General features: G+C 41.8%; 1 protein-coding gene. It reads right to left on the reverse strand.

Annotated elements, in window-relative coordinates:
• Window positions 1-180: 180 nt before the first annotated feature.
• Window positions 181-1,045, reverse strand: an 865-nt coding sequence (locus tag WA1_RS51960) for a CHAT domain-containing protein (RefSeq protein WP_148663129.1), incomplete at its 5' end; no start/stop codon positions are given.

Consider the following 1,045-nt stretch of genomic DNA (forward strand, 5'->3'; position numbering starts at 1 on the left):
AAGAGTCTCAAGAATCACAAAAGACCAAAAGAAAATTTGAAACTTTGTTTTCCGGTTAGTCCGCGAAGGCGGACTTTGTTTATATAGCCGCGAATTCTATTCGCCTCAATTATTTTATCTCCAGAGTACTAGGAGAGGGTAAGGCCATAAGATTCACAAGAGTACGGTGTGGTTCTAGACTTAGGACACTCCTGTAAAGAAAACTGGTATTTGTCCGTCTACAACGTTGTCCATTTGAACCGCAACCATACCCTCATCAAAAGCCCTTTGAAAAAGACTTTGACTCTTTAAACTCTCATACCCCAAACCATCATAAAACCCCTGAGCAAACACAATTGCTGCTCGATCTTCAATGGGCTGATTCATGCCAATAGTATAGTTAATATACTGACTAATCGCCCCTGCTGCTTTTTCTGAATAACAAGCATTGAGTAGTACACAGTTTACATATTCTGCGTGTAATTTAAACAATGCAGCCAACCCTTCTGCTGGTACGAGTTTGTGGTTCCCGCCATCATCCTCTAGCACCAAACTCCCATCCTCTGTCCCATGACCGCAAAAATGAACAATTTGAGGGCGTATTTCCGCGATCGCCCTGCGAATATCCTGAGGACGCACAGCAGTTCTGGTCTCCACTTCAAATAAATCTCGTTTTACCGCTCGTTCAATCGCTGCTCTAATTTCCCGAATCTCTTTATCTAACGGTAAATTATCAGGTTGCGGAATAGCTGCTAAAATCAATATTTTTTGATTTTTTCTTTGCGTTTCCGACTTGACTGGGGTAGGTAAAACTGGTTGCAGTTGCTGCTCAATTTCGTCTATGCGATCGCTCAACTCTTGAAGTTCCCGTTCCTCTTCTTGAATTTGCTGTTCGTACTGAAACTTACGTGATGGATCTGTTTCTACAATCAAAGCCTTTCGTATTCTTTCGATTTTCTCACTTTGAAGTCCGTGCAGTTTTTCGAGAGAATTTTTTTCTTGTGACCATCGACGCTTTTGATACTCTGTTACCATATCACTCATCCTTCCACAAAGCAATACCGCC

The sequence above is a fragment of the Scytonema hofmannii PCC 7110 genome (genome assembly GCF_000346485.2).
Taxonomy (GTDB): domain Bacteria; phylum Cyanobacteriota; class Cyanobacteriia; order Cyanobacteriales; family Nostocaceae; genus Scytonema; species Scytonema hofmannii.